This is a genomic window from Vibrio astriarenae (assembly GCF_010587385.1).
Lineage (GTDB): Bacteria > Pseudomonadota > Gammaproteobacteria > Enterobacterales > Vibrionaceae > Vibrio > Vibrio astriarenae.
This window is the reverse complement of record NZ_CP047475.1, coordinates 1,241,707-1,267,121: the sequence shown is the minus strand read 5'-3', so window position 1 is coordinate 1,267,121 and position 25,415 is coordinate 1,241,707. Positions and strand designations below refer to the sequence as shown.

Below are 25,415 nucleotides of genomic sequence, written 5' to 3'. Positions count from 1 at the left end.
ATTCACTTCCAATGAAAGTTCTCAACTATTTTCACTCACACTTGATCTGATTTTTAGAATACTTGTATCGTATCTCTCTAGGACAAGATTTAACCACCAGGGGATTACCTGAGCAACGGTTAAGCTCGGTAGTGTTCCAGTCAGAGCTTGGCTATGCCCTCTAAACTAAGGAGCCAAAAATGGAAAGAGAAATTACAGGTAGTTGTTTATGTAAAAGTGTCGAATTTGTCGTCAAAGATGACTTTAAAAAGTTCTACTTTTGCCATTGTGAGCAATGCAGAAAACTCACTGGTTCTGCTCACGTGTCGCACTTGTTTACCTCCCCATCAAATATCAGATGGTCCAAGGGTGAAGAATTGACACAACGTTACGACCATCCAACTCGAACATTTTCAAATGTATTTTGTAAAGAATGCGGCTCCCGCCTGCCCTACCTTTCAAAAAATGGCAGAGCGCTTGTGGTTCCAGCGGGGTGTTTGAATGAAGAGCCTTCGAGAACACCAGATGCTCAAATTTTTAGTTCTGAAGAAACAGGTTGGCACAAAGCAGGTTTAAACAGTATCAAGTTGAATGGTTTTCCTGAAAACACATAACGACCACGAGGACAATATTAGCTATGGGTTGTTTCAATTGCGTGGGTCTTATGCTGGAGATTGGTCTCCTTTCCTTTTAGAAACTTATGCTAGATTGGGAAAGGAGTACGGAATAAGGCACTGTTTTATCTGGTTTTGTTCGATTTTCAATCACACCCTTGTTAAGCTCGCGGAATACAGTCAACAGGAAGTGACAGGGTGTACGTAACTTATGACCAACGCTAAGCTCAGCATATTTCAAGGTGCTAATCTACTTCTCTCTGCACTGTTAGGGTCGAGTATCCTTATTATTCCAGCGTTAGCTGCAACCGAAGCAGGCATCTATTCATTGCTTGGCTGGGTGTTGATCATCCTCGTGATGGTTCCTATCGTCATCACTTTCACTGGTCTAGGACGGGAATATCCGCATGAAGGCGGCACTGCGCATTATGTTCGCCATGCCTTTGGTCTTGCTGCATCGAAATCCGTTGCTTGGCTATATCTTGCTATCGCTCCAATTGGACCACCCGTCGTATTCATTACCGGAGCAAGTTATCTAAGCCAACTTATTGGTCGCCCTGAGATCTCGCTGTTATCTCTAGAGCTGGTCATTTTGCTCTTAATCACGGTAATGAATTTTGCCCGCTTAAAAACCTCTGCTCGTTTTCAAAGCCTTGTTTCTTGGAGCCTTATCATCACCATTCTTTTGGTGACACTGCTCAGCCTTACTCAAGCGACGCCAACGCTGGATGTCGTAGAGAGCCGTCCTTTTACTATTACACAGCTTGGCGCTTCAATCGCCATCATGTTTTGGTCTTTTGTGGGCATCGAAGCCATATGCCATGTCGCTAACGAGTTTAAGAATCCAAATAAAGACTTTCCAAAAGCTGTCGCACTGGGTGTAGGTGCGGCCGCTTGTCTGTACATTTGCGTCAGCTACGCTGTAGTCACGCACAATGCCTATGGCGATGAAGCAAGCAATCTTAATTCTGTTACCTATCTTGCAGAAATAGGACTCGGACCTTTGGGCCAAAAACTCGTCGCACTTCTCGGTTTCCTCGGTTGTTTCTCCGCGGTGAACCTCTACGTGATGAGCTTTGTGCGAATGCTATATAGCCTCTATGAGGCTCATGGTGACCAACATCTATTTCGTAAGAAAAGTGCTTCAGGCACGGCTGTTGTCTCGTTGTTACTTATTTCAATGAGTATCGCCGTTGTCCTTATCCTGCGTGACCGGTTGGATCTCTCTTTTGAGGTGCTTCTGAGCCTTGCTAATGCAATGTTCGTCCTCATCTATTTGGCAGCGAGCGTATCTGGTCTTTGTCTATTAAAAGGTTTGTCACGGATAGCAGCAGGATTAGCGAGCTTATTTTGTCTAGCAATACTATTCAATACTGGAAGTTCAGGCTTAATCGCAACCAGCATGTTGGGTGTCCTATTTATCATGTTTCATCTAAGTAAAAAGCAGCGTCGATTGTCGCTTGAGAGTCGCGACTGATGCATAAACGAACGGGCTTCGAGCAGGTCAGCGCTGCAAAAGCCCGGCGACGGTCTGAACGGGTTGACCATCAACCCCTTGCGTCAACCACACCGCAACAGCATCAGCCCTTGCATCTAATTCAACGTTGTCAAATTGCCAGTCTTGCTCACCAGTAATCTGACGCTTATCTAACACCACAAAATCATGCTCTAAATAACGCCCCTGATTTTCACCCGCTTTGACCTTGGTTGCTTCGTCCATGGCTAAAACCACTAAGTGAGCTGTGTAGCGCCCAGATTGCTCAAATTTTAGGGAAAAGTCATTGCCTTGCTTTATTAGGGTCAGGCTTGGCGCTGCCTCACTCTCACGATGTGGCAGGTCTTTGCGATAGAAAAAGCCCCACCACTCACCACCATCCACCACAAAGCCTGGGGTGTATACGGATTGAACTGCTCCGTAAGAGTGATATAAGCGTTGACGTTGACTGTATGAAGGGCTGGCATACTCATCTTTCCAGCCCAATCGGTCCCAATAGTCGACATGAAAAGCCATCGGGATAACGTCACGCCATAAACGGGAATGTGATTGAAACTGACTTAGAAATTTGTCAGCAGGAGGACAGCTTGAGCAGCCCTCAGAAGTAAAGAGTTCAACTATTTGAGCTGGCTGTCCTTGATGAGTCCAGGTTTGATCTTCAGCAGCGACCACTCCGCACATAAACGTTGTCGCGATGGCTATGACCAGACGGTTTCTTGTTATCATCGTTCATTTTCTCCCAAAGGTTTATTTACTAGACCCGGGTAATATTGAGATCATTTCAAAAACGACAACCGATGACTTAATTATCAATATTTGCTGAAAGCACACCTACGAAACTATAAAAAACGTCTGACGAAACCTTCAACTATCCCAGCGTATGATTCAGAATGGTTATCAAGGCACAGATTATAGTTTCTGCCTAGAAAGTAACACTTGCCATTATACTTACTATTGCACGCATCCCATGCAGCAGACTCTTTGGTATAGCATTTGTTTCCGTAGTCATAATATAAATAGTGGCTAAAATTAACACCTCCAACTATCAGTAGTACGATGACCATTACCGCCAACTGTAAGATTCCTTTCATCTCATACCCCTTAATTAAATATAGTTACTAATCCATTTTACACATCTTGCTCTTTCTACTAGCCATCTGTATCAAGTTTTATCCAACAAAGTTAATTTTAAAAAGCGAATAACCAACTATGGTTTAGCTTCGACTTAACTTAAATTCATCAATAAACTCTGTCAATTTCACTCCAGACTCCTTCAATTGCTCGCCAACATTCACCGTATTTTTTGTCGATTGACTCATTAAATCCGCTTCATCTTTAATTAAATGTACTTGTTTTGTTATTTCATTCATCGTGACTGCCTGCTCTTCGGTCGCTGCAGCGATTTGCTGTGACATAGCAGAAACAGTGTCCATTTCTGTACTAAAGTGACCAAACGTATTTACACCCTCTATAATAACTTCTTCAACTTGAGAACTATGCGCTTGCAGCTCGGTAAGATGAGAAACCGCATTCTTAGACGTTGACTGCAACCTTAAAATTCGGTCTTCAATTTGTGTAGTCGCTTTTCGAGTCATGCCAGCTAAGGCTCGTACTTCATCTGCAACCACGGAAAAGCTTCTTCCATGTACTCCAGCTCGAGCTGATTCGATCGCTGCATTAAGCGCCAATAAGTTTGTCTGTTCAGCAATACCATTAATTACCTGCAGAATGTCTGCGATTTGGGCTGTGTCTTTCTCTAAGTCGACGACTTGTTTGTGTGTACTATTTATTGTGTCTAACAGTACATTCATTGTTTGTTGGCTTGTCTTCATCAGCTTTTCACTATCTAGAGATTTAACGTAGACAAGCTGAATGGACTTAGCGGTTTCATTGGTCACTTTGGCGACCTCTGCACCTGCCTTTGTCATATCATCGATAGAAGTCGTTAAGGCGATAGCGGATTCGTTTTGTCGACTTATACCATCGAGACTTTGTTTCATTGACTGCGCAGAATTGTCAATCAAGACACTGTTCGAATCAACCGCACGCTTAAAGCTCATCAATGTACCGTTGAACGTTCTGATAATGTCGTTGAATGCAGAAGTCACTTCTGTAAGTTCTTTAGGCCCTTTTAGTGGAATACTTTTGTCTACTCGCTTATGGAGCGCTATATCCGAAAACTCTTTATTGAGATAAGACAAAGACTGGGTAATGGAGCGGATGATAATGAGTGATAATAATATAACTACTAGCAACACAGCGGCACCAAAAATAACACTAAAAATTAATGCTTCTTGTGCCATTCTCTTTTCAGATTCCGATAATAAAAGCAGCTGTTGTGAAACATACTGAGTGACTGTCCTGAGGTTATTAATATTATCAGTAGAGTCAGTAAACCAGGTGTGTGGTGTTTTCTCTATCGTATCCCCTCCCATATTCAACAACTTAAAACGCAGTTCATGGATGGATTGATATTGCTGAGTATTGACATGCTGCTCATCAAAAAAAGTGATGACTTGTTCCGGAGCGTAAGTCTTGAATCGTAATAGGAGATCCTGCAACGCTCGCCAGTCAGCTTTGTTATTGCCGTGTGATGTATGGTCGACTTTTCCAAAGCGAAACATTCTCAACTTCATCGAGCGTTCAAAAGAGTAGGCATTGTCGAGTTGAATTAAAGTCGCATAGGTTGTGGCCAACATATTAAGCTCGGGGCTAAATGAAGAAACCTTCACTAAGCGATTTATCGCCTCAATACCCAGCAAAATCGAATCTGCATAGTTGTTCGCTATCCAATTACCTTGCTCGTCTTTCAACTTTCCCTCATTTATCTGTTTCCTAGAAGGTTTTAGAAAAGACAATGAAGCAGCAAAGCGTTGTGCTTGTGCATAGTAATCGGGGTGAGCTAAGGTTGTCTCGAGTGCCTCCTGTAAGTAACCTTTGTAATTGGCAATCTCTTTATCAACCGCCCTCCTTTGGCTAGCCAGGCGCTCTGTATACGAACTCCCGTTATTTAATCGATAGTCAGGAAACGCAATAACCGCAATTGTGTAGTCACGTTCATCTTGTAGTAACCTGATTAAGTTGCCTGTTTTATCCGCGAGTTCCAAAACAGAGTACAGGTTGTCCGCTTGTCTTTGCTTCTCAACAGCAGACAAAGCATTAGTTGCAACAATAAAGATAACTAATAACGTGGAGATAAGAGCTAGAATGAAAATTCGGGTACTGACTTTACTGCCTGAAATGCTCATTTGGTCACCTAAAACGCCTACAAAAACCAATTAATGACAGTAAACTATCGGTTAATTTGCTTTTATAATGTGACAAAATTCGACAAATCAAATTTCAGAACACAATTCCCACAGCATGGAATTATTCGTTATTCCAAAGATATTTAAAACATATAAGTAATATGGATTAACAACGGCGCTACCCCACTGTTATCATTTGACAAACAGTGGGGTATTTCTGGCGCCTAATTATTCGTTAATATTTGACATACATCATCTTGCGCAGCGAGTTACAGCGCTTACCGTCAAGCTTATCACCCAAATATTCACCGTCTTCAGCGGCCTTGCGTGCGATTAGGGCTTTTGTGCGTTCTTCTTTATTGAGGTCACCATAGGCTTTTGTCGTCTTGACCTTCAATAGACGCCACTTGGACTTATTGTCGCCAGCATGACGATCGAGACAATATTCTGCCGCGCCCGCATTTGCACCAGTTTTAACGGCTTCACTGAATACGTCTGCCTGAGCCGTGCCGATTGAACCGATGATGATAGCTGTAACGAGTAGTAGTTTTTTCATTTGTTTCGTTTCCCATTTTTGCAAATATTTGACTGCTTCGAAATACCAACGAATGTGACAAACTTGTCATCGCCTGTGGTTTAACTAAGACATCCTGGCTCAGGGGCGAATTGATAATTCAGCGCTGTTTTGTAAACCCAGATTTTCTGCGAAATAGCACAGTAAGTAGGTATGCTATCTAGGTTTACTTATTTCTTTGTGTTTTGAAGTGTTGCGTGTGCGCTAAGATATAAAGGCACGAGCACACTTTCGATTCGAGCTCTAGTTTGTGTATCCATCTTGGATTTCTGTTAGGTCGGCTTCTATCTTGTCTAGGTTGTCACCGATCTGTTCAATCTTTTGGTTATTAAACTTCTCATGTGCCTTCTCCATGCACTCAGAAGCTTCATGTGTGAATGAGTGTTGAAGACATTCATGGCCAATTGTACGTACATCTTCAGCAGCAAAGGTTGATACAGAGCCTAGTGAAAGACCTAGAGCAAGGGTGATAGTTAACTTCTTCATAATTTCGTTTCCTGTGTTTCGTTGTTTGGTTGGTACAGGTGCATTATGGATATTTGGGACAGGTAAGAATTGCCATTTTGCGACAGTTATAAATAACGCTTAGGTAGGTTAAATATCAGGGGCACATAAATATCTAGCCCTGCTTATCTATGAGGGTGAAGGCAATGAGTCAGGGCAAACACATCAGGGGGTCGTGCAAATTAACAATGTGGGAAGTATGTGGGGGCTTCAATAGCTTTAGGTTAATCCTGTTAAAACAAATCAAGCAAACTTGAGTAAATTAAAGGGAGCAGAATCAATCTGATACTCCTCCCCATCAAATTTATTCGCCAAGCTCAATTGCTGTCTTGATGTAAATATCACGCAACTTACTCGCTACCTCACCAGGCTGGCCACAACCAATGGAATGACCATCAATGCTCACTACTGGCCAAATGAATGTGGTGGCTGAACTCACAAAAGCTTCTTTTGCTTGATACGCTTCGTCAATAGTAAACGGTCTCTCTTCAATCTCAAGATTGCAATCTCTCGCAAGCTGTAAAAGCGATGAACGAGTGATTCCGTGCAAAATGTCATTGCTTAGCGGTCGCGTAACAATCTTATTGTCGTTCGTCACGATATACGCATTGCTCGAGCCACCTTCCGTGACATAGCCGTCTTCAATCAGCCATACATCATCGCAGCCCGCTTGGTGAGCAATGTGTTTTGCAAGACATGCTGGCAACAGGCTGGTGGTTTTGATATCTCGACGACGCCAACGAATATCATCCATTGACAAAACCTTAATACCTTTTTGTGCTGGCGCGCTATTTATCAAATCTCGCTGCTGAGTAAACATCACCAAAGTCGGTTGTATATCCTCACTGTAAGCGAAATCTCTGTCCCCTTCACTGCCCCGCGTGAGCTGTAGATATACCCCACCCTCTGTAAGATTGTTAATCTTAATCAGATGTTTTTGAATCTTAGTTAGCTCTTCCGCTGTCACTGGCATTTTGATACCCAGTTCTTTGCACGAACGTTCTAAACGCGCAACGTGACCCGCATTGTCGATAAGCTTACCCTCTAAAACTGCGGTCACTTCGTAAACAGCGTCAGCAAAGAGAAATCCCCGATCAAAAATTGATACCTTTGCTTGATCTTCTTTGACGTAATAGCCATTAACATAAACAGTTCTGTTCATCATTTATCCCCATAACTGACGTGTAAACGGGAGCATTTCATTGTCCCTAAAATCAAATCCGTTCTCGATATCTTCGGCCAAAAGAAGTGGCCCATCGAGGTCAACAATATCGACACCTTGTGCCAAAACAAACGCAGGAGCCATGCTTAAAGATGAGGAAAGCATACATCCAACCATGACCTTCAATCCGAGTCTTTGTGCTTCTTTCTTCAAAAGTAAGGCTTCGGTCAAACCACCCGTTTTGTCGATCTTGATGTTAATCATGTCATAGCGGCCGACAATGTTGACCAAACTCTGGCGGTCATGGCAAGACTCATCTGCACAAATTGGAATAGGTCTTGGCAAATCAGCCAAAATAGCATCATTATCTGCCGGGAACGGTTGCTCAATCATGGCAATGTCGAGCATCAGAAGCTCTGGAATCAAACTTCTATAAAGACTTTCTGTCCACGCTTCATTTGCATCAATGATAATTTTTGCCATCGGCGCACCGCGTCTCACTGCGCGTAAACGTTCTAAGTCTTCCCCTCCGCCAAGCTTGACCTTAAGTAACGGCCTGAATGCATTTGCTTTGGCTACTTCTTCCATCTTTTCTGCGCTATCGAGAGAGATGGTAAAAGCCGTTTCTACACTACCAGACTCAATCCCGACTTTATGCCAAATCGAGTTCCCTGCTAGTTTACATTCAAGGTCCCACAATGCACAGTCAACGGCGTTTCTTGCTGCGGCAGCAGGAAGCAGTTGTTGAAGCGTTTGTCGTGATACTTCGCCTTCAATGAGGGGACGTATCGCTTCAATCTCTGCCCTGACACTGTCTAATGATTCACCATAGCGGGCATAAGGGACACACTCTCCGCGTCCAACCATACCGTCTTTTTCTAGGTTCACTACGATTGTGTCAGCATGGGTTTTACTGCCTCTTGAGATAGTAAAACTGCCACGAATAGGCCAAGCATTTTGTGAAAGAGTTAACTTCATTACAGCTCCTTCAGCTTCTCAACAATACGTGATACACCTTGGCGGAACGGGTCTACCACCGGTAAGCCTATCTCTGTCTCAAGCAAATCCATATAACTCATTGCCTCCTGCTCTTCGAGGGCTGAGGTATTGACTGAAATGCCGACACATTGAACATCAGGATTGGTTAGTCGCGCCGCTTGAAGGTTAGTCTCAATACAAGTTTGAATATCAGGTAATGCGTAGCCCGGTAATCCTCGCATATGTTCACGTGTTGGCTCGTGACAAAGCACCAATGCATCTGGCTGAGAACCGTGGATCAAGCCCATTGTCACCCCGGCAAAGGATGCGTGAAACAGTGAGCCTTGCCCCTCAATAACGTCCCAATGTTCTGCTTTGTTTTCTGGCGCAATCGCCTCGATTGCGCCTGCGATAAAGTCTGCCACGACACAGTCTACACTCACACCACCACCCGTAATCAGGATACCAGTCTGTCCAGTTGCTCTGAAATCGGCATCCACACCCTGGTCACACATCTCTTTCTCAATCGCAAGTGACGTGTACATTTTACCGACAGAGCAATCAGTCCCCACTGTCAACAAACGCTTACCCGAGCGTTTAACGCCATTCGCAACAGGATAGCTTTGCGTAGGGTAACGAACATCAAACAGAGAGCGTCCATGTTTTTCAGCGCATGCGACTAACTCAGGAATATCAGTGAGTTTATTATGCAGACCAGAGGCGATATCCATTCCGGCTTCAATGGCTTCTATTAACACACTTAACCACGTTTCAGAAATCACTCCGCCTCGGTTCGCTACCCCAATAATCAGAGTTTTAGCGCCTGCAGCAGATGCCTCTTCGATCGAAATATCCTTTAAACCAACATCTGCGTTACAGCCATCTAGACGATATTGACCAACGCAACATTCCGGTCGCCATGTTTTGATCCCTTGTGCCACTTTTGCTGCGAGTTGGTCTGCGGCATCACCAAGAAATAGTAAGTAAGGTTTTTTAAGTTCCATCTTTTGTACTCCTAACCAAGTTCCATTTTGACTTCGATAACTAAGACAAAGCAAAAACCATGACAACTTTAAGTATTAGAGAATAAACCGCTTATAAAACCAGACTACACAAATTCACTTAAGCATCTGTATTTATTAAAAATAACACCAAAAAAATTCTGAAATACTGAATTAGAAACGACTAAACTTCACATGGATTCCAGATAACATCTCTCAACTAAATCAGCAAGCAGATAAATATATTATTCTTCACGCCCAATACAGCACATTTGTTCAAATGGATATTTTTCCACAATTGCCTTTCGTCATGCTGCCAAATAATAGACATGAGTAGAGAAAATTCCTCTACAACCCATTCAAAAACCAACATCTTGCACTATAAATTCGACGAAGTTATTCATCATAATGGTGAATGGACGCTCATTGTTGGTGCAAAAACCCACCAAACACCAATAGGGCTGCAACTCTTTACTGAGAAGCTTCAATTACACCTACTCAGCAAGTCATTCTGCACAAACACAATTCTGCGAGATATAATTCATGCAATATACAACTCAGTGCGTTTCCAGAGTTATTAAGTTCAAGTTCAACAAAACAGTGAATTACTCTTTAAATTTAGAATATAGATAGTCATTTGTATGGATCGTTTTTTGCAACTTCATGTTTGTAGAGAGAAACAACATGAATCAAGGAGTGAGACATGATCACAGCAAAAGCGACAATCGATCTTAAAGCCATCAAGCACAACTTTGAGGTGTTAAATAAGAAAGCGGGCAAGCAAAAACTTATTGTTGTAGTGAAAGGCAATGCCTATGGGCATGGTGCAGTCGATGTGGCCAAGGCACTACCCAATGCCGAGTACTTTGCGGTTGCGCGAATCGAAGAAGCGCTAGAACTGCGACAAGCGGGAATCTCAAAGCCTATTATTTTGTTGGAAGGTTGCTTTTGTCAGCAGGATTTAGAAACAGCTGCGCTGTTTGAATTAGACACCGTCGTTCACAATGAAACTCAGCTCTCTCAGGTAGAAATGTTATCCGTTAAGCAAACAGTAAAAGCTTGGCTTAAAATCGATACCGGAATGCATCGAGTTGGCGTTGAGCCCCACGAAGTCAGTGACTACGTCTCACGACTTACCCGCAGTGGTAACGTCACTGGTGATGTCCATTTCCTCAGCCACTTCAGCTGTGCAGATGATATTGAGCAAGCGAAAACACTTTCGCAAATTGAGGTCTTCAAAAAGTCGATTAGCAATCAACCTGGTCTTAAAAGTATCGCCAATTCAGCGGGTATCTTACTTTGGCCCCAATCGGAGTTCGACTGCGCTCGCACAGGAATTGCACTTTACGGAATTGCGCCACAGTCGCAACATCAAGGCGTTGAGCACGACCTTATTCCTGCCATGACCTTAACATCACAACTCATTGCGATTCGGTCACATAAATCAGGAGACCCTGTTGGTTATGGCGATAGTTGGGTTGCAGAAAAAGACACGATACTCGGGATCGTCGCTATTGGCTATGGCGATGGTTATCCGCGTGCAGCGTCAAATCATGCCTCTATGTTTATCAACGGACGTACAGTTCCTGTTGTTGGACGCGTTTCTATGGACATGGTGGTGGTCGACTTAGGCACAGATAGCCAAGATGATGTTGGCGATGAAGTTGAGATCTGGGGAAAACAGATGCCCATCGAGAAGGTAGCAGAAGCTGCCGATACCATTCCTTATGAGTTAGTCATTCAAATCACTAATCGAGTACATCGACATGTATCTAGTTGAGAAAACAGTGGAAGGTTCATCGTCTCTTTTTGAAAAAATATGAGTCAATACATGTTTTGTCTATTGCTTTATATCGAACATTTCGCGATTCTATAATGCTGCGTAAATTTTACCGCACCAGCAGTTGCGACTCGTCAACCAAGTAAAAGGTAAAAAATGAAGTTTCCAAAATCACTACCAAGTTCTCATCATGCTGTTCTTGAGCATATTGTCTCTGTGTTATCTCAAGACCCTCGTATTTGTGGCATTGGGTGCAGCGGCTCTTATGCTTCTGACTCCATGGATCAATATAGCGACTTAGACTTTGTTATCGCTGTGAGCCCTGAGCATCATTTAGAAATCATGGAGCAACGCTTTGACATTCTTGGGCAATTCGAAGATTTGGTAGCAGCCTTCACCGGAGAGCACGTCGGTGAACCAAGATTGATTGTCTCCTTGTTTGGAGGCAATGAGCCCGTGCATGTTGATTTTAAGTTCGTCTCTCTTCCTGACGCCGCAGTTCGTGTTGATGATACTCAAGTTCTTTGGCAACGAGGCACATGCTTAAGCGACGTTTTCGAGACCAAACAACCACAATACCCTCAACCTGATGCACAGTGGATCGAAGATCGATTCTGGATTTGGGTTCACTATGCGGCAACAAAGATTGCTCGTGGTGAGTATTTCGAAACGTTGGAGTTTATCTCTTTCTTGCGTATGACAGTGCTTGCTCCTTTAGCATTACAACAAGCTGGTTTAACCCCTTCCGGCGTTCGTACCATAGAGAAGCGGCTACCTGCATTTGCCAAGAAACTGGTTGAAACCGTCGCTACACCAGAAAAAGCCTCACTCATCTCCGCACTTGAACAGTGCATTACGCTTTATCTGGAACTGAGAGAGAATGAAAGCGTAGCGATTAACGACCGCGCTAAACAAACGAGCATCGCCTATCTTAGAGGGATTTAGTAGCAGAGCTGCTTAGAGCATGGCTGGTAAATGTATCAGCCATGCCAAATTGGTATTGGCATATCACTTCCCTCATGATTCAATCAAGAATTATGAGCTCATTGAGTTGCATACGGTGCAAAGTTGGTGGGATACTTAGGCCTGCTAGCTCGCGCATAAGTTCAGTAGCAAAACTGATGTGCTCAAATTTATTTTCCGGTTAAGAGGTGACAATGAAACTTGATGCGATTTTATGGGACTATGATGGCACCTTAGTGAACTCAGTTCCTAAGAATATTGATATCACAAAAACAATCCTATCAATCGTTGCACCACACCTCACCGGAGAGTCCTTACCTAAATATCTACTCAGTGAAGACTCTTACCATGAAGCCAACCATGGTGCTAAAAACTGGCAAGAACTTTATGTTGATTATTATGGGCTAACCTATGATGAGATGCTGATTGCTGGAGGCATGTGGGCAGAACATCAAGAGAAAAATACAACTCCAGTAAAGCTGTTTGAAGGTGTCAAAAGCATAATCAATCAGTTCTCACATCTTCCTCATGGTATATGCTCGCAAAATTCACAAAACAACATCCGTCGCTTATTGGAAAGCAATGAGATTTCATCCACCTTTAAAGCGATCGTGGGCTACGACGATGTTTCTAGTGATAACCAAAAGCCCGATGCGTTTGGTGGAGTAAAGTGTATCAATTCAATTTTCGGACACATTGATACCAAATGTGTCATGTATATTGGTGATCATGAAGCTGATGTAAAATTTGCTCGCAATTTGCAGCAATCACTTGGCGAAAAAGCAAAAGTTATCTCGGTAGCAGTGGCTTACAGCCGTTCTGAGCCGGAATTTTGGGACCACAAGCCAGATTACACAGCCTATAGAGTCGAAGATCTCGCGCACATCATTGGAAAATATGCGTAACTTAGACTGAAGCATCATAAAGTGCACATAGAGCTATCCTCTCATGCACACTTTTGCTGTTTACCGATTATCTACCAACATAACTTGCTGCCCGTCTCCCTTCGTCATGGTGATGACGACATCATCAGTTAAAGCGAGTGCTAGTACCAAGGTTGTTGAAACAGTGATCGCGACTATAGATAGCAGTAGTGCACTTTGTTTGATGGTCTTCATGTTCTTAATCCCTTTTTGAGGCGTTAGATCCAGATAGGCACCGTTTGCATTTTGTTGCAGTACCAATCGTTGTATTTGGGATTAAATATCAGATGGTTATTTGACTGTAGGTCACTTGGTGCCAAATTGAGTTGATATAGAGTCGGCCTCAATGTTGGCACTTATACACCCTGCCGTCTTATATTTTCACGCAACGGACTGTGAACATGTAGTCTTTCTCACTGGTTGCTCGGCGAATCTCGCCTTTGTGGGCATTCCACCATGAATAGGCCAATGTGCGGATAATGCCTTTATTTTCTGACGCGCTGCTAGCCGTCCAAAATTCGGTATAAGCACCTTGGGTGATGTAAAGCCCGTTCCATTTTACACCTGCGGGTCTGGCAAAGAAATTGTGTTTGTTGACCAGTGATTGATCAACTTTCTTGAACGGGCCATCGGCTTGAGCTTCTTTGAGTTGTAGGCCAAGATTTTGCTCACCACCGCGCCAACCTTCTTGATGCACTTCCTCTTCAGGCATACCGATATAACGCTCTAGTGTTTTCCAATCTGCGTCTGTTGCAACTCGCCAGCCCTCTGGGCATAGGTTTCTTTCATCAGCTACGTCGTGCCAGTTGTAAAGACGGCCGTATTTTAATAGGTTTTCCTCATCATCTTTAACGATGACACCCGATCTAACGTCTGATCCATCTTGAAACTGGGTACTTCTCAACCCTTCTGCGAGCCACGTCTGATTGCCTATCGTTACAGTGCGATAGACATTGCCCTCTGCATCTTGAACAGTGTCTTCTAATTGGTATAAGTCATGGTTAAAATTGTCGGCTGATGGGGTCGCTGCGATTGCCATACTTGCTCCTAAAGAGAGAATCAGTGTTTTCATGTGAGTGCCATTTGTGTTTCTATGTCATCAAATTTAGCGCTCATCAGCGTATGATTCTAGGCGATATACTCTCTAAAATATGCCTATTTGTATCAAATTGGCACTAAACAACATTTTCCAATCGCTCTTTCGATTGGCTCCACTGCTTAGGTGATTGCCCGTACATACGCTTAAATTCGCGACTAAACTGAGATGAACTCACGTACCCTACTGCCATTGCTGCTTCACTCACATTTTTCCCTGCTGCGATTTTCATGGCTGCGCTATTGAGACGCATCGCTTTCATAAATTGTATCGGTGACATTCTGGTCGCTTGTTTAAATTTTCTATGGAATACCGCTCGGCTCATACTTACTTTTGAAGCTAGCTCATCAATCGTGACGTTTTTTCCCAAATTCATCGACAAGTATTCTATCGAGCGCGCTATCTCGTTGCCGACACCAAAAGCGCGTCGTGCAGCAATGCCAGCATCACCTTTAAGTACCGCATAATAAAACTCGCGCAGGCGACTTTCACCAAGCACAGAAATATCCATGGGACTCTCTAATTGCAACAGACGCAAAAGAGCGCCTGAGAAGTCATCATCCCAGCTAGCAAGGTTGAGCCCTTGTGGCTGTGTGCTGCCTTTGGGCTGCTTGATAGCGCCATTGGCATTTTCCATTTCTATCGCGAGCTCCGTCATCACTTTGGTATCGAGTGAGATGTAAACACCAAGCAGCGGGTCTTCAGGTGACGCCTCGGGCGTGCCCGCCTCTACAGGAAGTGAGACCGTGCAACACATATACTGACTACTGTCATATATAAACTTATCACCTTCTAGAATCGCTTCTTTTCGGCCACTCAAAATGACGATAACGGTGGGTTCATAGACTGCTGGCGCACACGGGATCTGGGTGGTCACTTTAAATAAGCTCACGCCTTTGATTCCTGTTTCAACCATGCCATCTTCGATCAAACGACTCTCTACCAGTTGCTTTAACTTTTGTTTTATCACTTAGACACCTTTCATCACCCCTGACACAAATAGGCATGTTTTAAAGATAAATTGGCCTATTTACCCTCACTAACGAGAGTTATAGTAACCTCCAGACAACAATACTCTCGCAATTAGCGGCGTGCAAATATAATTCTACTCGCGGCTAACCGCTCAACGTCACAACAGAGGTTTTCACTATGACCACTCAACAATTAGGTAAACTCGGCTGGACTCCAGAGCGCATTGGCTCACTTAAAGGTAAGACTTACGTGATTACTGGTGCTAACAGCGGTGCAGGCTATGAGGCTTCGCGTATTTTGCTATCGAAAGGAGCAAAGGTTGTGATGATGAACCGTAATGTGAGCAAAACTAATGCCGCAATCAAAGCGCTTAAAGAGACACTCAATCCCAATATTGATGTCACTTATGTTCAGGTCGATCTCGGTGTGATGGACTCCGTTCGCTTTGCTGCTAAAGAGTTGCTTAAGTCGGTCTCAACGATTGATGCATTAATCTGTAATGGCGCAATTGCTCAGGTTCCACAACAAGACATCACTGTGGATGGTTTTGAGAGTCAGCTAGGCGTGAACCACTTTGGTCACTTCTTACTATCTGGCCTTGTATTCGATCGTATTAATGAGTCCAAAGGTCGTATCGTGATGGTGGGCAGCAATGCCTACAAAATGGGCTTAAAGCGCATCAAGTTTGAAGATCTTAACTTTGATGAAAAATACACGGCGTGGGACTCGTATGCTCAGAGTAAACTTGCACAGATGATGTTTGGCTATGAGCTTCAGCGTCGCGTCAAAGCAGCAGGTAAAAATGTTGAGGTACAGGTATGTCATCCCGGCGCGTCGCGCACCAACTTGCTAATGGATACCGCGAGTACTTTCAACAAAATAATGTGGTCTGTGATGTCACGAGTTATTGCCCAATCAGCTGAGCGTGGCGCGTGGCCTGAGGTGATGTGTGCAACCGAAGAAGGTCTCGAGCCTGCGACACTGTATGGCCCGACCAAACGTGCTAACACTGTTGGTCCGGTTGGTGAAAATGAGTTAGACGGCGTTGCGTTGGATAAAGAGATGGCTAGCAAGCTTTGGGCACTGTCACTCGAGAAAACCGGACTAGATTGGTCGTTGTAATTGAAAAGAGAGATGCCCCAGGGCATCTCTCTTAGTCTTTATAGATTACAGTTCTGACAGTTGGTCAGAGAACCAGATTTTACGCTGAAAACGTGGGTTCTTAGATGACATGTCGATTTTGTATGGGTTCTCATCTTCAGAACACTTCGGCACTTCAAGAATACGGCATAGTTCTTGTGCTAAGAACTTCTCAATCTTCAACACCACCATCTTCTTACGCAGACGGCCTTGCTCATCGCGGTTCAAAATAGTTGGCATGGTGTTCAGCGTGAGAATTTCACCCAACGCTGGATGAGACATGCGCTCTCGACCTTCAGTACTTGCGTAGAAGTGCGACACCGTAAATACCATACGCGATGGGTTCAGCTGCTGCAGGAACTGGCACGATTTCACAACAGTAGAACCCGTACGCACCATATCATCAAACAACACGATGCTTGGGTTATCAAGACCTTCGAATGTATCTTGGCTCTCTTTGTGCAGCGTAATTTCAACTTTACGCTCTGCTGTACGCTCTTTATCAAGCATGATGAACTTCGCCTTGTTCAGACCTAGCGTATCGTACATCTGCTTAACGAAGTCGCGGGCTCCCTTGTCTGGTGCACATAACACTAGACCTTCGCCTTCTGGCCCATAACTCAAAATGTTTGAGTTTAATAGATAGTGAGCATAAATCTGGTAAGGGATAAGGTTATAGAAGCGGCCACCGAAAACGTCAGTAAACATCTTCTGAACCGAAACTGAATGGTTGTGAACAGTAATCACATCATCCACACCTGCTAGTTTTAGCATCTGAGCATAGAGCATCGCGGTGAACGGCTGACCGTCAAATTTCTTAATGTCGGCGATATTGCGTTCTGTGTCGGTATCCCCTAACTCTGGTCGAGGACCGCGATCTTGTGCAGAGAAGAACAAGTCCGGCTCTACCAACACGACACGGCTTGCGCCGTTTTCTTTCGCAGCGCGTGCAATAATAAAATTGTGCATCGCTAATTCTTGGCGGCTCGTCACCAGGTTGCCCGTACTGACAATCACTACCGTTTTGCCATCGAGGCTGTTACCGATGTTATCCATATCGTCTTCATCTGAAATGAAACGTGGACAAAATTCGGTATTCATAAAGTGCTTCATACTGATGACATCTGAAATGTCTTCATGCTGCCCCATCGCGTAAGCGACATCGATTGCAAAAGGGTTATCGGAAGAGTTGCTAACAATGACGACGTCGTTAGATGGTCCGTTTTGGCTGCTCATGGCATTCCTCAATCAGTGGGAAGGTGTCGGGTTGTGGGTATTCTAGTCAAATGGAGAGAGATTGAAAGGGGTAAGCAGATATAAATAGCAAACGTTTTCGTCCGAATGACTTTTTGGGTGAATTTCATAGCTAAATGGCACCATTTTTATATGAAACCCAGTGAATTATTTGCGACTAGTAACGACTATGCATACCCATTCGATGAGACATATCATCATTCATCCGTCCCCCTTTCCAGCCACCTTTGCCGAGCAAGTTAAGCACGTCGCGAGCGTTGTATTCATTTGCGAGAAAGAAGTCGAATGAGATGTCATGACGAAGTGATTTCAGTGACGGATTACTCTCCAATTCTAAAATTTTCGGATCGGCAAACAAAGCGAGTGCAATCTGTTTTTGGCGTTTACAAAGTGAATCAGAGCTCATCTGCACTTGTCCCAATGTGAAGTAATCTCGACTGCCATAGCTTTTGATAAGAATCGGAGACAAAGATTTGATCACCTTTTTGATTCGGCGTCTTTGAATGTATCGAAACATTATTAACCTAATGAAGAGTGAGCTTTCATCAAATTTAGCGACTGTCACAGTGAAATAAAAGGGTTGTACGCAAATTTCTGTCTAAGCGCCATTCCACCTCAATATATGAATAAGTTTTACTCCCAGTGTATCGAGGCGCTCTTATTCACACTTGCTTTATTTTTTGCAACACACTCTAGAATTCCAACTAAGATTCATAGAGTTAATGGTACTTAATAGAAGTCTTTACGCAATCGCTCAAATTTTAGCAACCATGACTCTGATGCTGGATGGGAATGATTCAAACCTGTCGCAAAGTGGCAATTATTGGAACAATAACAACACTACACTTTACGCAAATACAACATCAAATAAGACGTTTACCAATGAATGTAAAACCCACTGCTTTTAGCCTAGTTGCACTCAGCGTTTTACTGGCCAGCTCAGCAAACGCCACTAACTTCGAAGGGCCTGACTCTGTAGAAAACACCATTGCACAGCAAAAAAAAGAACAGAAAGACTGGCGAACTCAGTTAGCAGATAACGGCTTTACCTTTGGTGCTGACTATTTCTCTCTGGGTGTAACATCACCAAACGGAGTAAATGGTGATTCAGTTAATGCAGCTTCCGGTGTTGCAAGGCTCTACGGCTCATGGAGTCTGTTGGGGCACAATACAAAGAACACGGGCAGCTTGGTATGGAAAATCGAACACAGACATAGCTATACCGACACCGACCCCAAAAGCTTCGCATGGCTTGGAGAAGATCAGATCGGCTATGCTGGAATGATCGCCCCTGCTTTCAGCGATCAAGGCTTTCGCGTCACTGATCTGAATTGGAAACAAAAATTTAATGACGGTCGTGGCTCTCTCATTGTGGGTTGGCAAGATGTCACCAACTACGCTGACGTCTATGCACTCGCAAGTCCATGGTCTGGCTTTACCAACTTAGCTTTCTCTACGGGCAGTGGCGCGATGGGATTGCCTGATGACGGTATCTTGGCATTGTCGGCGGGTCATATGTTAGGGGAAAACTTCTACGTCATTGGTGGCATCGCTGATGCTAAAGGTAAGTCTGATGATATCTTTGATGGTTTTGATACTGCCTTTAGCAGTGATGCCGCCTATTTTAAAACGCTTGAGTTTGGCTGGACGGCATCACAAGAGCAAATCTATACCGACAACTTTCATGTAACACTTTGGCATATGGATGCTGGTTCTCGACACAGTTTATCATCAACAGTATTAGATGATGGTACCGTTATTGGGGGCGAGTCTGGTCAGGGGGTTAACTTCTCATGGAGCCAATTTGTCACACCACAAATAATGCCCTTTGTTCGAGGCGGTTTTTCCGAAGGAGATGTGGCGCTATATGATAGTTCAGTCTCTGTTGGCTTTGGTTATTTCGGCTTAGGAAAGCCAACCGATAACCTAGGGTTTGCCATTAACTGGTCTAAGACCAACAAAGATACGCTACAGACTTTCTTGAACGCAGGAGAAAACCAAGTAGCCGCGGAGCTTTACTACAACATGCAGTTTGGTGATCACCTGCAGATCACACCAGATATTCAATACATTAATAACCCTGCCTTTTCGAACGAAAGTAGCGCATGGGTGTTCGGAGTTCGAGCCAGATTGTTTATCTAACAACCACGTTAAAATGGAGTAGAGTCAATTTCAATACGAGCAAATATAGGAAAGCGCCCAGACAGAAATTGACTCTAGCCTCGATAATCACCCACTAAACCTTGCACTCAATGGCGGTAGAGCGATGCGTTCGTCCAGCAGTCGTTGGTCATGTTGATAGTCGTTGCTTGGTGTCACCGTCCACGGCTTTTTGTAGTGTGCTTTCAAGGTGCATACCAGTTGGTAGAAATTCCAACGATCTTGCGAATTACTATCCAAATGATACAAACCTGGCTCGTTACGCTCTATGAGTTGCAAGAAACCCACAGCAGTATCATCCATATGAGAAGTGGCCGGATACCAATCGGCACTCGCAGAAATCGCACCGTGTTCTTTGTGCTGCGCTTCTAAATGCGCCAATATGTTGTTGCCTGTCGTTTCATCATGAACTTGCCAGCCAATGCGTGCAATCATCGCATCTGGGTTAACTGCCCAGATAGCATCTTCACTTGCGATTTTGTATTGGCCATATGCCTCTTTCGCGTTGCGCTGGTGGAATATTCCATAAGGACCATCCACTTCTGCATCGAATACCATCGCGGTACTAATAAACAAATAAGGAATGCTCTTTTCTGCACATCGCTGCGCGAGCCATTGCGCCCACTCTTCAGAGCCCATCGCCATATGGCAAACAGCATCGACATGCTGACAATCCCAAAATTTTTGTGACTGTTCAATATCAGTTGGGGATACCTCGTGGTGATTCCACTCAACAACTCTCCACCCTCGCATAGCAAATTGCTTGGCAACTTTGGGCCCTAAGCTTCCAGTAAGCCCTGTCATTAACACTGTTTTCATGAACTACTCTACCACTGACGTTGAAGAGTCATGAGTAAACCATATGAAGGATTGGTTTTGAGGTACGCTTTTGAATTCTTTTGGCGTGAGTCACTCTTTGTACGCGAATAGCTGGGGGGAGCGACCTAGATTGCTGGCAGAATCAGTTCAAATTGCTCTTGTGATAAGGGCAGGAACTTCCGCTTATGCTCAACCCTGCCCATTGAATCTCTGTGACTTTTTTGCCTAATCACTAAAGTCCACCGTGAGTAGCAGCCGACACTCACCATCGGGTACAGGGGGTGAACGGTGCACTAACCCCATATTTTCATTGTTGTACCAACTTTCTCCCTTTAACAGAGCTACGTCGCCACATCTCAGTTGATTTATCGAACGATTACTCGAAAGTAGTCCGGACTCTTCGTCGGGTAAGCCATTGCTGCCCTGCCCCAATTTGCTCCTATCGACATCTTTATTGAGTAACCACTGTGTCGCAATGCCCTTATAAGTCGTCACCAAACGGCTAGGGACTCGGTCAACGTGAAACCTCGGACACATCGCTCGATCAAGCGTTGCTAAACGCACTCCTGCGCGTTTAAGCTCAAATAGGAAACAGAACATATCGACCAGTTCAGCGATGCTGTCGATTAATATATCAGGTGCTGTGCCGTCAGTGACTTTTTGCAACTCTGCTCTTACTTCCTCTGCAGATACCGTAATGGACTTTTCGAAGGCAGGGTTCAGTCGTAAGAAATCGGAGATCGCTTTTTGAAGCTCAGGTGACTGCTTTCTCTCCCAAACTGAAATATTGACATCTTCCTGGTATATTTCACTCAGTACCGTTGGCGACTCCCCGACTACAGCGCGTCGTTTTTTCTCCGTAACGTCCGTTAATGCCTCAATCATCACATCACCTCCCGAGACTGGAAAGGAGCACTTAAGCTTCGCCAATAGGTGTCACCCAGCCTATTGTCCAATATGTGACGTAAGACCGTTGTCTTACCTGCGCCCGAAAATCCTGATAGAACAGTGACCGGTAACAGTGTCTTTACTGAATGTTCCATAAAAGTAATCTAAACTCGCCGCTAAAATGTTATGTTATAACATGGCGCATCTCATATAAAAGACAACTCCGAGTAGCACGTACTTTCTCTTAACAAGAGTCTACCAGTCGAAACCTCCTAACAGATGGTTATCCCGGATAAGTTATGGTGTACACCATCAAAAACAACACGTTGCATAACAACAGGAAAGACTCTATCTTTTATGTGGTTTCTAATTTGGACAGGGAATATATGAACAGGTGTAATGCTCAGTGCAAACACTACAAATCAGATACTGCGACTTGCTCTCTGATTGAAAAGCACAGCCATGTGGAGCTGGAGGCATTGATGAACTCATCTCCAGAGACACTCGCAACATTCTTACTTCACAATAACTGTGAGGGAGACTTCCTCTCTATGTATGAAAGCACAAAAAAGGCTGTTAAATAGCCCACGAGATAGGTTTATTTCAATAGTAATGACAATCGATTTCTATCACTAAATCTCATCCCAATAGCAGCGCCCCTTATTTCTGACGCTTTCAAATTTCTCAGCAAAAAAGTCAATGACAACGCGAACTTTTGCCGACAAATTATCGGTTTCTAAATAGAGCGCACTAATTAACTGTTGCTCTGAACTTGTCGAGATTTGATAGTCATCCATCATCGACACTAAATTGCCATTTCTTAGCTGTTGACCAATCAACCATGTGGGAAAGACAATGAGCCCAGCCCCACTTTCAGCGGCTGAAACTAGGGTTTCCGCGTTATTGCTGTAGAGGCTTCCGGTGACTTCATAGGGTGTCAATTGGTCTTTGCCCATAAACCAACGCTGTAAGCCGTTTGTACCTTTAAACACTAGGCAATTGTGTTGTTTCAATTCTTCAGGAGACGTCGGTGTACCGTACTTTTTCAAGTAGCCAGAACTCGCGGCTAATACGTAGCGCTGCTTGGTAAATCGCTTCATTCGAAGTGAAGAGTCTTGTGGCACGCCAATACGAATCAATAAATCTATCGCATCGGCTGCTGGGTCTACAAACGCATCGGTTTGCTGTAACTCAACCTTAAGCATCGGGTATCGCTCCAACAATTCAGGCAAGTATGGAGCAATATGTAACCGCCCAAAAGCAACCGGCGCGCTAATCTTGATTGCACCGCGCGGGGTGTCAGCCCGTTGTTCAACTGTCTCCACCACTCTCTCATATTGCTCAATCGTTTCGGCACAATATTGGCTAAACGCTAAACCTTCATCAGTAAGCGACAATGAACGTGTATGTCGGTGGAGCAACTTTGTACCCACTTTATCCTCTAGCTGAGCCATTTTTCGGGACACGGAAGACGGTGTCATATTTTGACGCCTAGCCACTTCAGAGAAGTTACCAAGCTGAGTTGTCATCAAAAAGAGTTTGATTTCTAATAAAGATACGTCGTAGTTCAAAGCGACATCCTGTAATTAATTCCATTAAGCCTATGATTGAAACACGAAAAAAGGCAAGCTTTACGTCGCTTGCCCCTATCTAAATAATTAGGCTGCCAGAATGTTCTCAGCAACAATAAACTGTGCCTCTTCAGTGAACTCCTCAAACTGAGCCACGATTTTTTGCATTGCTTCAGCTTGAATATCATTCAAAAAATTCTCTTCAGAGCTGATGTGAATCACCTCAAAGTAATCCCAAGGAGACGGTTTATCCTGACCGAACATACTCACACCTTTAAGGACCTCAAATGAAGATACACTACTAAGCTTATTAACTGTCGGTAGGTCTGACTCTTTTGCCCACTGAAGGTATTTCAACTCATCTGTCGTCGATTTAAGATTGAAAAATACGATGAGTGTTTTAGATGACATTTACTGCTTCCTCGTTAGTTTTTGATTCTGTCTCTTTTGATATTGACTCTGTTTTGCTGTTGGCTAGGTAGATACACAACAACGCACATGCAATGCACACCATAGCCGCGACACGCCAGTAGTTAAGCTCGATTGGTGCATTGCCGAGCCATCCCTTAGTATCAATGATTAGGCTCATCACCATCTGGCCTAGAATAGTGGCAACCGTTGCAATCGCTACACCAACTTTAGGAACAGCGGCGACCATCACAATCATATAGACGATGCCAAATAGTGCGCCTGCTAGCTGCCATTTGGGTACCGTGAGCAAGTTAGCATCGTAGCTTGGCTCAAAGAAAAAGATCAATAATCCCGTGATAACGGTGCCCATTGTGAACGTCAAGAGCGCACTTTCAATCACGCCAACTCTGGCGCCGAGCTTGCCATTAATCGCCGCTTGAGCACTGAGCGCCATACCAGAGACGACTGCCAATAAAATAATGAAGATCATGACTGAGCCCCTATAAAAACAAAGCAAAGCGCCAAGAATATAAACACCAACCCAAGTACACGTAGAGGCTTTGTCGCTTGCTTCGGCATACCAAACCACCCAAAATAATCGATGGCAAAGCTTTTTGTTACCTGTCCTAGCAATACGCAAATCATGGTCATCGCTACACCTAAAACCGGAGTTGATAGGGTTAACGCAACAACATAGATCGGGCCAAGTAACCCTCCAATCAGTTGCCAGCGAGGAACGGTATTCCACTCCATAAACTTACCTTGAGGTGTGAACAAACGAATCATCCAAAGTAACGCGCTGCCGACACCAAAAATGCTCAGCGTTGCCCAAAGGTGGCCAACTTGCTCACCGAGCGGCCCAAGAAGCCCTGCCTCGAAAGAAAGTCCCATGCCTGCCACAACAACTAAAACTATGTACAGAATGTTCATCGTGGATCAAACAACGCTACGGTAGAGTGACGAGTGTATGCTTTACCGTTTGGATAAGAGACAAGCTCAAGTTGCATGCCCCATGGCGCCATAAAGTAAACCCAAGATTCACCCTCGGTTGGGCCTTCTGTCATCACAGACGGCTTGCCTAGTACCTTAATACCGTGCTCTTTTAGGTAGCTTACTGCAGCATCGATATCATCGACGTAAAAGGCCAAATGATGGCCACCGATATCCGCATTGTTTGGTGCTTTTTTGTTGCGTTCAACCGTGTCCGCATACTCAAAAATCTCTAAGTTAATGCCTTTGGCACTCATCACTGCAATCTTGTCAATCTTCGCACGCGGGTTAACATTTAGATGATCGGCCATCCAGTTATCATCTGCTGCAAATGGACCAAATTCGTACGCAAGTTCAAATTCGAAGTGATCTCTAAAGAACGCAACCGCCTCTTGAAGATTCGGCACAGTGAAGCCAATGTGATCTGGTTTTTTAAGTCCTGGAATAGCCATTAGATATCTCCTCGTTCATGACGAATTTTATTCAGAGCACCCATTGTCGTTGTTCCTTTATTGAAGCCTGTGTACGTAGAAGCAAAGATGATCAGCTCTTCTAGTTCTTCGTACGTAGCGCCTTGCTTAAATGCCATATCGACATGAGCACCAAACGGATTGCCTTCACCTGTCACGTTCAACGCCATCTGATCAATCGCAATGCTAATGAGTGCTTTTGTTTTTTGGTCAATTAAAGGTAAGCCCCAAGCTTCACCTGCTACTCGAACCGTCATATCACCCCATGAAGGGTTGATTGATTTAAGGCCTTCGATCAGCGCTTTATCATCAAGCACTGCGTTTTGATATTTGGTTGTCATGATTAACACCTCATTTTGAATCTTGGTCGCCGTAGCGAATGAGGGCATTATAGAGAGCGAAGTTTTTTGAAAAACTAGGCAA

The 25,415-nt window shown here is 44.1% G+C and carries 27 protein-coding genes and 1 pseudogene; 7 read left to right on the top strand and 21 right to left on the bottom strand.

Annotation, left to right across the window (positions count from 1 at the left end; translation table 11 throughout):
- Positions 1–179: 179 nt before the first annotated feature.
- The gene (locus GT360_RS06075) at positions 180–593 is read left to right on the top strand and encodes a GFA family protein (protein WP_164648010.1); all 414 of its coding nucleotides are present in this window, start codon (positions 180–182) and stop codon (positions 591–593) included.
- 211 nt (positions 594–804) lie between these two features.
- The gene (yjeH, locus tag GT360_RS06070; RefSeq protein WP_164648009.1) at positions 805–2,070 is read left to right on the top strand and encodes an L-methionine/branched-chain amino acid transporter; all 1,266 of its coding nucleotides are present in this window, start codon (positions 805–807) and stop codon (positions 2,068–2,070) included.
- A gap of 27 nt (positions 2,071–2,097) precedes the next feature.
- On the opposite strand, the gene GT360_RS06065 is transcribed toward yjeH, so the two are convergent.
- The 7 genes from GT360_RS06065 to dgcN form a co-directional block, all read right to left on the bottom strand.
- Positions 2,098–2,814 carry a DUF1223 domain-containing protein gene (locus tag GT360_RS06065; RefSeq protein ID WP_204274549.1) on the bottom strand — a complete coding sequence of 239 codons (717 nt, stop codon included), beginning with the start codon at positions 2,812–2,814 and terminating at the stop codon, positions 2,098–2,100.
- 488 nt (positions 2,815–3,302) lie between these two features.
- Positions 3,303–5,336 (bottom strand): methyl-accepting chemotaxis protein, encoded by a 2,034-nt coding sequence (locus tag GT360_RS06060; RefSeq protein ID WP_164648008.1) that lies wholly within the window; start codon positions 5,334–5,336, stop codon positions 3,303–3,305.
- A gap of 235 nt (positions 5,337–5,571) precedes the next feature.
- Positions 5,572–5,892, bottom strand: a complete 321-nt coding sequence (locus GT360_RS06055; RefSeq protein ID WP_164648007.1) for a hypothetical protein — start codon at positions 5,890–5,892, stop codon at positions 5,572–5,574.
- 261 nt (positions 5,893–6,153) lie between these two features.
- Positions 6,154–6,396, bottom strand: coding sequence for a hypothetical protein (locus tag GT360_RS06050; RefSeq protein ID WP_164648006.1), 243 nt, complete (start codon positions 6,394–6,396; stop codon positions 6,154–6,156).
- Positions 6,397–6,718: 322 nt separating this feature from the next.
- Entirely contained in the window at positions 6,719–7,579 is an 861-nt protein-coding gene (locus GT360_RS06045; RefSeq protein ID WP_239502597.1) for a D-amino-acid transaminase, read from the bottom strand.
- Entirely contained in the window at positions 7,580–8,554 is a 975-nt protein-coding gene (dgcA, locus tag GT360_RS06040; protein ID WP_164648005.1) for an N-acetyl-D-Glu racemase DgcA, read from the bottom strand. It lies immediately after the preceding gene.
- Entirely contained in the window at positions 8,554–9,558 is a 1,005-nt protein-coding gene (dgcN, locus tag GT360_RS06035; protein ID WP_164648004.1) for an N-acetyltransferase DgcN, read from the bottom strand. The genes dgcA and dgcN overlap by 1 nt, the downstream gene beginning before the upstream one ends.
- Before the next feature lie 700 nt (positions 9,559–10,258).
- Here dgcN and alr point away from each other — a divergent pair.
- The 3 genes from alr to GT360_RS06020 all read left to right on the top strand — a co-directional run bounded on the left by alr (position 10,259) and on the right by GT360_RS06020 (position 13,203).
- Complete coding sequence (gene alr, locus GT360_RS06030) at positions 10,259–11,335, top strand: alanine racemase (RefSeq protein ID WP_164648003.1); 1,077 nt, start codon at positions 10,259–10,261, stop codon at positions 11,333–11,335.
- Between the two features lie 156 nt (positions 11,336–11,491).
- A complete protein-coding gene (locus GT360_RS06025; protein WP_164648002.1) occupies positions 11,492–12,280 on the top strand; it encodes a nucleotidyltransferase family protein in 789 nt (262 codons plus the stop codon).
- Positions 12,281–12,492: 212 nt separating this feature from the next.
- Complete coding sequence (locus GT360_RS06020) at positions 12,493–13,203, top strand: HAD family hydrolase (RefSeq protein ID WP_164648001.1); 711 nt, start codon at positions 12,493–12,495, stop codon at positions 13,201–13,203.
- 60 nt (positions 13,204–13,263) lie between these two features.
- Here the strand turns inward: GT360_RS06020 and GT360_RS06015 are convergent, their stop codons facing one another.
- From GT360_RS06015 to GT360_RS06005, 3 genes are all read right to left on the bottom strand, one after another.
- Complete coding sequence (locus tag GT360_RS06015) at positions 13,264–13,416, bottom strand: hypothetical protein (protein ID WP_164648000.1); 153 nt, start codon at positions 13,414–13,416, stop codon at positions 13,264–13,266.
- A gap of 178 nt (positions 13,417–13,594) precedes the next feature.
- Complete coding sequence (locus tag GT360_RS06010; RefSeq protein WP_204274548.1) at positions 13,595–14,293, bottom strand: fibrobacter succinogenes major paralogous domain-containing protein; 699 nt, start codon at positions 14,291–14,293, stop codon at positions 13,595–13,597.
- 103 nt (positions 14,294–14,396) lie between these two features.
- A complete protein-coding gene (locus tag GT360_RS06005) occupies positions 14,397–15,287 on the bottom strand; it encodes an AraC family transcriptional regulator (protein ID WP_164647999.1) in 891 nt (296 codons plus the stop codon).
- Between the two features lie 179 nt (positions 15,288–15,466).
- On the opposite strand from GT360_RS06005, the gene GT360_RS06000 reads away from it, so the two are divergent.
- Complete coding sequence (locus GT360_RS06000; protein ID WP_164647998.1) at positions 15,467–16,411, top strand: SDR family oxidoreductase; 945 nt, start codon at positions 15,467–15,469, stop codon at positions 16,409–16,411.
- Between the two features lie 45 nt (positions 16,412–16,456).
- On the opposite strand, the gene GT360_RS05995 is transcribed toward GT360_RS06000, so the two are convergent.
- A complete protein-coding gene (locus GT360_RS05995) occupies positions 16,457–17,665 on the bottom strand; it encodes a phosphoribosyltransferase family protein (protein ID WP_164647997.1) in 1,209 nt (402 codons plus the stop codon).
- A 175-nt stretch (positions 17,666–17,840) separates the two neighbouring features.
- Positions 17,841–18,200 carry a DUF6559 family protein gene (locus GT360_RS05990; RefSeq protein ID WP_164647996.1) on the bottom strand — a complete coding sequence of 120 codons (360 nt, stop codon included), beginning with the start codon at positions 18,198–18,200 and terminating at the stop codon, positions 17,841–17,843.
- Between the two features lie 365 nt (positions 18,201–18,565).
- Here GT360_RS05990 and GT360_RS05985 point away from each other — a divergent pair, with 365 nt between their 5' ends.
- Positions 18,566–19,825, top strand: a complete 1,260-nt coding sequence (locus GT360_RS05985; protein WP_164647995.1) for a carbohydrate porin — start codon at positions 18,566–18,568, stop codon at positions 19,823–19,825.
- 87 nt (positions 19,826–19,912) lie between these two features.
- Here GT360_RS05985 and GT360_RS05980 read toward each other — a convergent pair whose 3' ends face one another.
- The 9 genes and pseudogenes from GT360_RS05980 to GT360_RS05940 form a co-directional block, all read right to left on the bottom strand.
- Positions 19,913–20,662 carry a sugar nucleotide-binding protein gene (locus GT360_RS05980; RefSeq protein WP_164647994.1) on the bottom strand — a complete coding sequence of 250 codons (750 nt, stop codon included), beginning with the start codon at positions 20,660–20,662 and terminating at the stop codon, positions 19,913–19,915.
- 225 nt (positions 20,663–20,887) lie between these two features.
- A complete protein-coding gene (locus GT360_RS05975) occupies positions 20,888–21,547 on the bottom strand; it encodes a DUF1826 domain-containing protein (protein ID WP_164647993.1) in 660 nt (219 codons plus the stop codon).
- A 53-nt stretch (positions 21,548–21,600) separates the two neighbouring features.
- A pseudogene (locus tag GT360_RS05970) lies at positions 21,601–21,705 on the bottom strand (GTP-binding protein); the annotation flags it as partial.
- 477 nt (positions 21,706–22,182) lie between these two features.
- The gene (locus GT360_RS05965; RefSeq protein ID WP_164647992.1) at positions 22,183–23,121 is read right to left on the bottom strand and encodes a LysR family transcriptional regulator; all 939 of its coding nucleotides are present in this window, start codon (positions 23,119–23,121) and stop codon (positions 22,183–22,185) included.
- Between the two features lie 87 nt (positions 23,122–23,208).
- A complete protein-coding gene (locus GT360_RS05960; protein WP_164647991.1) occupies positions 23,209–23,532 on the bottom strand; it encodes a hypothetical protein in 324 nt (107 codons plus the stop codon).
- On the bottom strand, positions 23,522–24,022 hold the full coding sequence (locus tag GT360_RS05955) for a DMT family transporter (protein WP_164647990.1): 501 nt from the start codon (positions 24,020–24,022) through the stop codon (positions 23,522–23,524). The genes GT360_RS05960 and GT360_RS05955 overlap by 11 nt, the downstream gene beginning before the upstream one ends.
- The gene (locus GT360_RS05950; protein ID WP_164647989.1) at positions 24,019–24,462 is read right to left on the bottom strand and encodes a DMT family transporter; all 444 of its coding nucleotides are present in this window, start codon (positions 24,460–24,462) and stop codon (positions 24,019–24,021) included. Before GT360_RS05950 ends, GT360_RS05955 begins: the two co-directional genes overlap by 4 nt.
- On the bottom strand, positions 24,459–24,974 hold the full coding sequence (locus tag GT360_RS05945) for a VOC family protein (protein ID WP_164647988.1): 516 nt from the start codon (positions 24,972–24,974) through the stop codon (positions 24,459–24,461). The genes GT360_RS05950 and GT360_RS05945 overlap by 4 nt, the downstream gene beginning before the upstream one ends.
- Positions 24,974–25,333 (bottom strand): carboxymuconolactone decarboxylase family protein, encoded by a 360-nt coding sequence (locus GT360_RS05940; RefSeq protein ID WP_164647987.1) that lies wholly within the window; start codon positions 25,331–25,333, stop codon positions 24,974–24,976. Before GT360_RS05940 ends, GT360_RS05945 begins: the two co-directional genes overlap by 1 nt.
- Positions 25,334–25,415: the final 82 nt, after the last annotated feature.

Coding starts and splice junctions, on each gene's coding strand:
- GT360_RS05995 (WP_164647997.1), bottom strand. CDS start 17,665: ATGAGCAGCCAAAACGGACCATCTAACGACGTCGTCATTGTTAGCAAC.
- GT360_RS06065 (WP_204274549.1), bottom strand. CDS start 2,814: ATGATAACAAGAAACCGTCTGGTCATAGCCATCGCGACAACGTTTATG.
- alr (WP_164648003.1), top strand. CDS start 10,259: ATGATCACAGCAAAAGCGACAATCGATCTTAAAGCCATCAAGCACAAC.
- GT360_RS06075 (WP_164648010.1), top strand. CDS start 180: ATGGAAAGAGAAATTACAGGTAGTTGTTTATGTAAAAGTGTCGAATTT.
- GT360_RS05940 (WP_164647987.1), bottom strand. CDS start 25,333: ATGACAACCAAATATCAAAACGCAGTGCTTGATGATAAAGCGCTGATC.
- GT360_RS06050 (WP_164648006.1), bottom strand. CDS start 6,396: ATGAAGAAGTTAACTATCACCCTTGCTCTAGGTCTTTCACTAGGCTCT.
- GT360_RS06060 (WP_164648008.1), bottom strand. CDS start 5,336: ATGAGCATTTCAGGCAGTAAAGTCAGTACCCGAATTTTCATTCTAGCT.
- GT360_RS05990 (WP_164647996.1), bottom strand. CDS start 18,200: ATGTTTCGATACATTCAAAGACGCCGAATCAAAAAGGTGATCAAATCT.
- GT360_RS05960 (WP_164647991.1), bottom strand. CDS start 23,532: ATGTCATCTAAAACACTCATCGTATTTTTCAATCTTAAATCGACGACA.
- GT360_RS05945 (WP_164647988.1), bottom strand. CDS start 24,974: ATGGCTATTCCAGGACTTAAAAAACCAGATCACATTGGCTTCACTGTG.
- GT360_RS06000 (WP_164647998.1), top strand. CDS start 15,467: ATGACCACTCAACAATTAGGTAAACTCGGCTGGACTCCAGAGCGCATT.
- GT360_RS06055 (WP_164648007.1), bottom strand. CDS start 5,892: ATGAAAAAACTACTACTCGTTACAGCTATCATCATCGGTTCAATCGGC.
- GT360_RS05950 (WP_164647989.1), bottom strand. CDS start 24,462: ATGAACATTCTGTACATAGTTTTAGTTGTTGTGGCAGGCATGGGACTT.
- GT360_RS06020 (WP_164648001.1), top strand. CDS start 12,493: ATGAAACTTGATGCGATTTTATGGGACTATGATGGCACCTTAGTGAAC.
- GT360_RS05980 (WP_164647994.1), bottom strand. CDS start 20,662: ATGAAAACAGTGTTAATGACAGGGCTTACTGGAAGCTTAGGGCCCAAA.
- GT360_RS06025 (WP_164648002.1), top strand. CDS start 11,492: ATGAAGTTTCCAAAATCACTACCAAGTTCTCATCATGCTGTTCTTGAG.
- GT360_RS06015 (WP_164648000.1), bottom strand. CDS start 13,416: ATGAAGACCATCAAACAAAGTGCACTACTGCTATCTATAGTCGCGATC.
- GT360_RS06010 (WP_204274548.1), bottom strand. CDS start 14,293: ATGAAAACACTGATTCTCTCTTTAGGAGCAAGTATGGCAATCGCAGCG.
- GT360_RS05975 (WP_164647993.1), bottom strand. CDS start 21,547: ATGATTGAGGCATTAACGGACGTTACGGAGAAAAAACGACGCGCTGTA.
- GT360_RS05985 (WP_164647995.1), top strand. CDS start 18,566: ATGAATGTAAAACCCACTGCTTTTAGCCTAGTTGCACTCAGCGTTTTA.
- yjeH (WP_164648009.1), top strand. CDS start 805: ATGACCAACGCTAAGCTCAGCATATTTCAAGGTGCTAATCTACTTCTC.
- dgcA (WP_164648005.1), bottom strand. CDS start 8,554: ATGAAGTTAACTCTTTCACAAAATGCTTGGCCTATTCGTGGCAGTTTT.
- GT360_RS06045 (WP_239502597.1), bottom strand. CDS start 7,579: ATGATGAACAGAACTGTTTATGTTAATGGCTATTACGTCAAAGAAGAT.
- GT360_RS05955 (WP_164647990.1), bottom strand. CDS start 24,022: ATGATCTTCATTATTTTATTGGCAGTCGTCTCTGGTATGGCGCTCAGT.
- dgcN (WP_164648004.1), bottom strand. CDS start 9,558: ATGGAACTTAAAAAACCTTACTTACTATTTCTTGGTGATGCCGCAGAC.